The sequence below is a fragment of the Roseisolibacter sp. H3M3-2 genome, from assembly GCF_029211165.1.
In the GTDB taxonomy this organism is placed as follows: domain Bacteria; phylum Gemmatimonadota; class Gemmatimonadetes; order Gemmatimonadales; family Gemmatimonadaceae; genus Roseisolibacter.
The window spans coordinates 1-6,658 of record NZ_JARGEK010000279.1 but is presented as its reverse complement, the minus strand read 5'-3'; the positions used below and the strand labels follow the sequence as shown (position 1 = coordinate 6,658).

Below are 6,658 nucleotides of genomic sequence, written 5' to 3'. Positions count from 1 at the left end.
GGCCCCGGCCGCGCCCGCGGCCGCGACGCCGCGGCTGGTGGCCCGGCGCCCCGACCCGGCGGCGGCCGTCCCCGGCGTCCGCGACTACGACCGCGCCATCGCGTCGCTGCGCACCGCCGTGCGCGATCGGCGGGCCGACCTCGACTCGGGCACCGTCGCGGTGCTCGAGCGGAACCTCCGCATCATCGACGAGGCGATCCGCCAGAGCCGCGAGGCGCTGGAGGCCGCCCCCGCCAGCCCGATGCTGGAGCGCGCCCTCACCAAGGCGCTCGACCGCAAGGTCGAGCTGCTGCGGACCGCCGCGCTGCTCCCGCGCTCCTGACGCCGCCGACGCACCCGACCCGCCGCGACCTCCGTCCCACGAGTAGCCATATGCCTGCCCCGAACCGACTCCTCCCCCTCGCGCTCGCGCTGCTGGCCACCGCCGGCGCGCTGGCGCCGCGCCCGGCCCGCGCCGTCCTGGCGCAGTCCTCCGAGGAGGCGCGCGAGCGCGCCCGCGAGCGCGCCGAGCAGGAGCGCGAGCTCCTGACGCGCGACCGCGAGCGCGAGCTGGCGTTCGCGGAGCGGGTGCGCGAGCGGGCCCGCGAGCGGGCGGAGCGCGACCGGGAGCGGGCGCGCGAGCGCATGGACCGCGACCGCGGCGACGCCCAGGAGGCGACGCAGGAGCCGACGCGCCTCGACACCACCGTCTCGGTCGGGCGCGACGGCTCGGTCGACCTCTCGCTGGTGAGCGGCAACATCACCGTGACCGCCTGGGGGCGCGGCGACGTGCAGGTGCGCGGCTACAGCGAGCGCCTCCCGCTGCGCTTCGAGCACGTCGGCGGCCGGGTGCGCGTCTGGGTCCCCAACACCAACCTGCGCAACCGCCGCAGCGGCGACCAGCGGCTCGAGGTCGTCGTCCCCGTCGGCACGCGCGTCGCCGCGCAGTCGGTCTCCGGCAACGTGCGCGTCAGCGGCGTCCGCGGCGAGCTCGAGGCCGGCACCGTCAGCGGCGACGTCGACGCCTCCGACGGCGTGCGGCGGGTCGCGCTCAACTCGGTCAGCGGGTCCGTGCGCGGCACCAACGTGCAGGGCGAGGTCCGCGCGCACTCGGTCAGCGGCGAGGTGACGCTCGACCAGGTCGAGGGGGAGATCGACGCCCAGTCCGTCAGCGGCGAGGTCGAGATCCGCCGCGCCCGCAGCTCGCGCCTCCGGATGGAATCCGTGAGCGGGGAGCTCACGTACGATGGATCGATCGCCCGCGACGGCCGCTACGAGCTGAACACGCACTCCGGCGAGATCCACCTGCTGCTCCCGTCGGACGTCGGCGCCGAGCTGTCGCTGCGGACGTTCAGCGGGTCGATCGACAGCGAGTTCCCGCTCACCATGCGGGGCGACGCGCGCGACGACTCGCGCCGCGGCTACGGCCCGCGCGAGCGGCGCATGGACTTCACCCTGGGCGACGGCGGCGCGCGGATCGTCGCCGAGACCTTCAGCGGCACCATCAACATCGGGCGCGCCGGCTCGCGGCGCTGACCGAGCGGAGATCCCATCGTGTCCGTCGCGTCCTTCGCGTCCCCCCGTGCCGTGCGCCGCCTCGCCGCGCTCCTGCTCGCCCCCGCCGCGCTCGCCGCCCAGGACGGGCGCCGCGAGACCGACGCCTTCACCTGGCAGGGGAGCGTCCCGTCCGGCCGCTGGATCCACGTCCGCAACCTGAACGGCCCGATCCGCGTCGAGCGCGGCGGCGACCGCGTCGAGGTCCGCGCCGACCGCCGCTGGGGGCGCGATGGCGACCCGAAGCGGGTGCGCTTCACCGCCGAGAAGGCGCGCGACGGGCAGGGGATGGTGATCTGCGCGATCTGGACCGAGGGCACGCGCTGCGACGAGGACGGCTACGACACCGGCCGCCGCCGCTGGTCGGACGACGAGGGCGACCGCTGGGAGAGCGTCGACTTCGTGGTGCGCGTCCCCGAGGGCGTGAAGGTCGACGTGCAGACGGTCAACGGCGGCCTCGAGGTGCGCGGCGCGACCGCCGAGGTGGTGGCGCGCACCACCAACGGCGGCGTGCGGGCGGAGACGCTCGGCGGCCCCGTCGACGCGCGCACGACCAACGGCAGCATCTTCGCCAGCATGCGCAGCGTCGGCAGCGCGCGCGACCTCGACTTCCGCACGACCAACGGCTCGGTGACGGTCGAGATGCCGTCCAACCTCGGCGCCGAGCTCGAGATGTCGACGGTGAACGGGCGCGTGAACACGGAGTTCCCGGTCACGGTGTCCGGGCGCATCGACCCGCGGCGGCTGCGCGCGACGATCGGCGACGGGGCGCGGCGCGTCCGGCTGCACACGGTGAACGGGAGCGTGGAGCTGCGGCGCCTCGACCGCTGAACGCGCGACGGGCGCCCGGCGGAGAGCTCCGCCGGGCGCCCGTTCGCTTCGATGATTAGCGCTTGCTCGCGACGTACGAGACGCAGTCTCCCTGATTCTTGAACGAGTCGCCCTCGGAATCCTTCAGCGACATCCAGCCGCCGTTCTTGCAGCTCTCGACGTTTGCGGCGACTCGATACGGCTCGAAGTTGTAGGTCACCGTCTCGCCGCTGCGCGCCAGCGTGAAATTATCCACGGCAGTCGTCAGAGCGTTGTTGCCGCTTCCCTGATTGACCCCGACGCCACCGACGATCACCGCATCGGGGTTGTTCTGCTTGATGGTGTTCCACGAGACGAACGTGTCTCGGTTCGGTGCGCCGGGGATCGGGTTGCTCGACCACCAGATCGCGTTCCCGCCCGAGTACGCGTCCCACGACTGCCACTGCCCGCTCACCACGGCCCCCTGCAGCGTGTTGTAGACGGGTTCGAACACCAGCGTCGTGAAGCCGCCCGCCGCCGCACCATTCACGTCGACCTGAAGGTTGAGCGCCGCGACCTGCTGTGCCTCTCCCGCTGCGCGGTACGTCGAGTAACCCATGCCCGTGATGCTCGCGAGCGTCGCTTGGACATGGTCGTAGTTGAAGAGGTAGACCTTGTCGGCGCCCGTAGGTGTGACGAACTCGAGGCTTCCCACGCCGGCTGGCGGCGTCGCGGGCCCGCTCCTGAACGTCGCGTTGCCGGCGGCGCGCGTGTAGAGGACCCAGTTGTTGGTCGGCGGCGTGTTCTCCGCCTGTCGGGCGATGTCGTCTTCCGTCACGACGACGCTTCCGGCCTCGTTCATGGCCAGTGCAAGCCGACCAGTCGGCTTCAGTGTCGACCCGGCGACCGGCGAGGCGGGATCGGTGGCGCACGCGGCGAGGGCGAGCGCGGCGGCGGCGGCGAGCGGGGTGGTGCGGACGTTCATGGTGGTGGTCGGGCCGGACGTGGGCTGCGGTGCCGCCGGACGGCATCGTCCGACGAGCGGGGCCATATTGTGACGAGTACATCATGAACGCAACGTTGGATCGCTTTTCGGGCTCCACTTCGTTGCGCTCCCGACACGAAACGCTCTCCCCGGCCCCCGCGTACGGACCCCGTCGCCTCCCCTCACCCTCCCGGCCATGCCCAGCCCGCGTCTCGCGTCCCTCCCGATCGCGCTGGCCCTCGTCGCCCTCGCCGGCTGCGACGCCGACTCCGGCCCGTCGCGCACCGAGCAGGCGTTCCGCTGGGCCGGCGAGGTCCCCGCCGGCGGCTGGGTGCGGGTGCGCGACCTCAACGGCTCGGTGCGCGTCGCCCGCGCCCCCGGCCGCGAGGTCGTCATCACCGCCACCCGCCGCTGGCGCGGCCGGCGCCCGCAGGAGGTCCGCTTCGTGGCGGAGCGCGACGGCGGCAACGTCACCGCGTGCGCGCTCTGGGGCGGCCGCGGCGAGTGCTCGGCGGAGCACTACGGGGGCGGCGAGCGTCGGCGGGGCTGGTTCCAGCGGCTGTTCGACCGGCGCGCCAGCGTCAGCGTCGACTACCTCGTCGCGCTCCCCGCCGGCGTGGGCGTCGACGCCCGCACCGTCAACGGCCGCGTCATCGTCGCCGACGTCGCCTCCGAGGTCGTCGCCCGCACCACCAACGGCAGCATCGTCCTCGGCGCCGCCGGCGGCCGCGTGGACGCGCAGACCGTCAACGGCTCCGTGCGCGCGCGCCTCGACGGGCTGCCGGCCGGCGCGCGGGTCGCGCTCAGGACGGTCAACGGCTCGGTCACCGCGCTCCTCCCCGAGGCCGCGAGCGCCGAGGTGGCGCTGAAGACCGTGAACGGGCGCGTGAAGAGCGAGTTCCCCGTGCAGGTCTCGCACGGCGACCGCCGCTCGCTGCGCGGCACGCTCAACGGCGGGCAGGCGCGCGTCGCGCTCGAGACGGTCAACGGCAGCGTGACGCTCGGCCGCCTCTGACGGAACGCCCGGCGGGGCTCGCCCGTATCCCTCCGGGGCCGGGCGCCCCGCCACTTCCCGGAGGAGGGCTGCGCATGACCGGTCCCGCCGTCCCGCAGGTCCCCGTCGACCCCGCGCTCGCCGCGCTCGAGCACTGCCGCCTGCGCATCGCGCGCGCCTTCCCGCGGCAGATCCACGCCGCCGTCGAGTCGCTCGACGACGCGCAGCTCTGGTGGCGCCCCAACGCGCACGCCAACTCGGTCGGCACCCTGGTGCGCCACCTGTCGGGGAACGTGCGCACCCTCGTCGGGCGCGGGATCGGCGGCTCCGCGTACGTGCGCGACCGCGACGGCGAGTTCGCCGGCCCCCCGCTGCCGCGCGCCGAGCTGCTGGCGGAGTTCGACGCCGCGATCGCCGAGGCCGACGCGGTGCTGTCGTCGCTCTCGTCCGAGCGCCTCGCCCAGCCGTCGAGCGACCCGACGTTCTACCCGACGGTGCTCGAGGACGTGCTCAACGTGACGATCCACATGTCGACGCACGTCGGCCAGATGGTGTGGGTCGCGAAGATGCTGCGCGAGGGCGCGCTCGACGACGTGTGGCGCCGCACGCACCAGGAGGCCGGCGTCTACGGGCGGCGGTGAACGGCCCTCGACACGGAGGACACGGAAACCGGGGGAGGGACTGGAGCCTGCAGTCCCTCCCCCGGTTTCCGTGTCCTCCGTGTCTGCGGTCGATCAGCCTACCGCCGCCGCCTCGATCCGCGCCGCCAGCTCGAGGTCGAGCGCGGTGATCCCGCCCGCGCTGTGCGTGCTCAGCGCGCACGTGACCTTCGTGTAGCGGATGTCCACGTCGGGGTGGTGGTCCATCGCCTCCGCGGCCTGCGCGACGCGCTGCACGAAGGCGATCCCGTCGAGGAACGCGGGGAACTGGTAGGTCTTCGTCAGCGCGTCGCCGCGGCGGCTCCACCCGGGGAGTCGCGACGACAGCTCGCGCTGGATGGCGATGTCGGACAGGCGCTCGGGGTTCGACATGCGCGCATGATAACGCGCCCCGCCAGCCGTGGGAGACGTCATGTGTTTATGCACCGCGCGATGCCGCGGAACTCGACTTGCTGTTTCGGTCTTTGTTCGGTAAATACGACACCCACACACGAGCCCGGAGAGAGCCGATGCCCCTGCCGTCCATGTCGTCGCGGGATCCGCTGCCCCCCGCGACCCCCGTCGATCCGTCGCGCCTCCAGCTCGCCCTCGCCCTGCGCGCCCGCGACGGCCGGCTGGTCGCCGCCGCCTACGCCGCGCTCGCCGGCTTCGACGCCGCGCCCGCCGGCGGCGAGGGGGTCGAGCGGCCGGTCCCCGACCGCACGCAGCTGTCGCTGTTCGCGCGCTGACGCATGGCCCCCCGCCGCGTCGTCGCGCGCCCTGACCTTTCGGTGTTTGATCGGGCGTGAGCGCCGCCCTGCATGCCCTCGCCACGAGCGATCCGCTCGACACCCTCCGCCGCCGCATCGCCGACGTCGTCGCCGGCGACGCCCCGCCGGCCGCGGGGTTCCGCACCGGGGTCGGGCCGCTCGACGCGGCGCTGGCGGGCGCCGGCGGGATCCCGCGCGGGCGCCTCACCGAGCTGCTCGGCACGGCCGGCAGCGGCGCGACGTCGCTGGCGCGGCGCCTCGTCGGGCAGGCGCTCGCGGCGGGGGCGTGGGTGGCCTACGTCGACGCCACGCGCACCCTCGCCCCGCGCGACTGGGCGGGCGCGGAGCCGGCCGACGGCGCCAGCCGGCTGTGGGTGGTGCGCCCCCCGGATCCCGCGCGCGCCGCGTGGTGCGCCGACGTCCTGCTGCGCAGCGGCGGCTTCGGGCTGGTGGCGGCCGACGGCGCGACGCCGCGCTCGCGCGCGGCGACGCTCCGCCTCCTCCAGCTGGCGCGCGACGCCGACGGGCCGCTGGTGCTGGTGGGCGCGGGGACGCGGGCGAGCGACCTGGGGGGCGCGCTGCGGCTGCGGCTGCGCCCGACCAACGCCGCCGCCGGCGGCGGCGCCGCCGACGGGGAGCGCCCGCCCCACCGGCGATGGCGCGTCGAGCCGGGGGGGACGTGGAGCGCGGTGCAGCGGGCGGTGATCACGGTGGAGAAGGGCGGGACCCATCGCAACGTGGAGGTGAGCTGTGCGGTCGGCGTGGCGCGTCGCCTGTGTGCGCATCCCGAGGTTCCCGATCGGCGCCCTGTGGCGCGCGCGCTCGGACGCGCCGCCCTCGCCGCCGGCGTGGCCGCCGGCGACGCGGCTCGCGCTGCCGCTGCCGCCGTCCACGGCGACGCCCGCGCCGGCGTGCGCCCCGCCGAGCCCCCCGCCGTCCCGCCCAAGAC

Annotated in this window: 8 protein-coding genes and 1 pseudogene; 7 read left to right on the top strand and 2 right to left on the bottom strand. The window is 75.1% G+C overall.

Annotation, left to right across the window (positions count from 1 at the left end):
* The 3 genes from PYV61_RS18780 to PYV61_RS18770 form a co-directional block, all read left to right on the top strand.
* On the top strand, positions 1 to 322 hold a 322-nt coding region (locus PYV61_RS18780; protein ID WP_275834454.1), incomplete at its 5' end, for a hypothetical protein.
* A gap of 50 nt (positions 323 to 372) precedes the next feature.
* On the top strand, positions 373 to 1,515 hold the full coding sequence (locus tag PYV61_RS18775; protein ID WP_275834452.1) for a DUF4097 family beta strand repeat-containing protein: 1,143 nt from the start codon (positions 373 to 375) through the stop codon (positions 1,513 to 1,515).
* Positions 1,516 to 1,533: 18 nt separating this feature from the next.
* Positions 1,534 to 2,364: a DUF4097 family beta strand repeat-containing protein gene (locus PYV61_RS18770; protein ID WP_275834450.1), complete on the top strand. Its 831-nt coding sequence runs from the start codon at positions 1,534 to 1,536 to the stop codon at positions 2,362 to 2,364.
* A gap of 55 nt (positions 2,365 to 2,419) precedes the next feature.
* Here PYV61_RS18770 and PYV61_RS18765 read toward each other — a convergent pair whose 3' ends face one another.
* Positions 2,420 to 3,307, bottom strand: a complete 888-nt coding sequence (locus PYV61_RS18765; RefSeq protein ID WP_275834448.1) for a hypothetical protein — start codon at positions 3,305 to 3,307, stop codon at positions 2,420 to 2,422.
* Between the two features lie 196 nt (positions 3,308 to 3,503).
* On the opposite strand from PYV61_RS18765, the gene PYV61_RS18760 reads away from it, so the two are divergent.
* Positions 3,504 to 4,322: a DUF4097 family beta strand repeat-containing protein gene (locus tag PYV61_RS18760; RefSeq protein WP_275834446.1), complete on the top strand. Its 819-nt coding sequence runs from the start codon at positions 3,504 to 3,506 to the stop codon at positions 4,320 to 4,322.
* Between the two features lie 74 nt (positions 4,323 to 4,396).
* Positions 4,397 to 4,942 (top strand): DUF1572 family protein, encoded by a 546-nt coding sequence (locus tag PYV61_RS18755; RefSeq protein WP_275834444.1) that lies wholly within the window; start codon positions 4,397 to 4,399, stop codon positions 4,940 to 4,942.
* Between the two features lie 93 nt (positions 4,943 to 5,035).
* On the opposite strand, the gene PYV61_RS18750 is transcribed toward PYV61_RS18755, so the two are convergent.
* A complete protein-coding gene (locus tag PYV61_RS18750; RefSeq protein ID WP_275834442.1) occupies positions 5,036 to 5,332 on the bottom strand; it encodes a 4a-hydroxytetrahydrobiopterin dehydratase in 297 nt (98 codons plus the stop codon).
* Positions 5,333 to 5,469: 137 nt separating this feature from the next.
* Here PYV61_RS18750 and PYV61_RS18745 point away from each other — a divergent pair, with 137 nt between their 5' ends.
* Both PYV61_RS18745 and PYV61_RS18740 read left to right on the top strand, forming a co-directional pair.
* Positions 5,470 to 5,688: a hypothetical protein gene (locus tag PYV61_RS18745; RefSeq protein ID WP_275834440.1), complete on the top strand. Its 219-nt coding sequence runs from the start codon at positions 5,470 to 5,472 to the stop codon at positions 5,686 to 5,688.
* Between the two features lie 56 nt (positions 5,689 to 5,744).
* Positions 5,745 to 6,658: pseudogene (locus tag PYV61_RS18740) on the top strand (hypothetical protein); the annotation flags it as partial.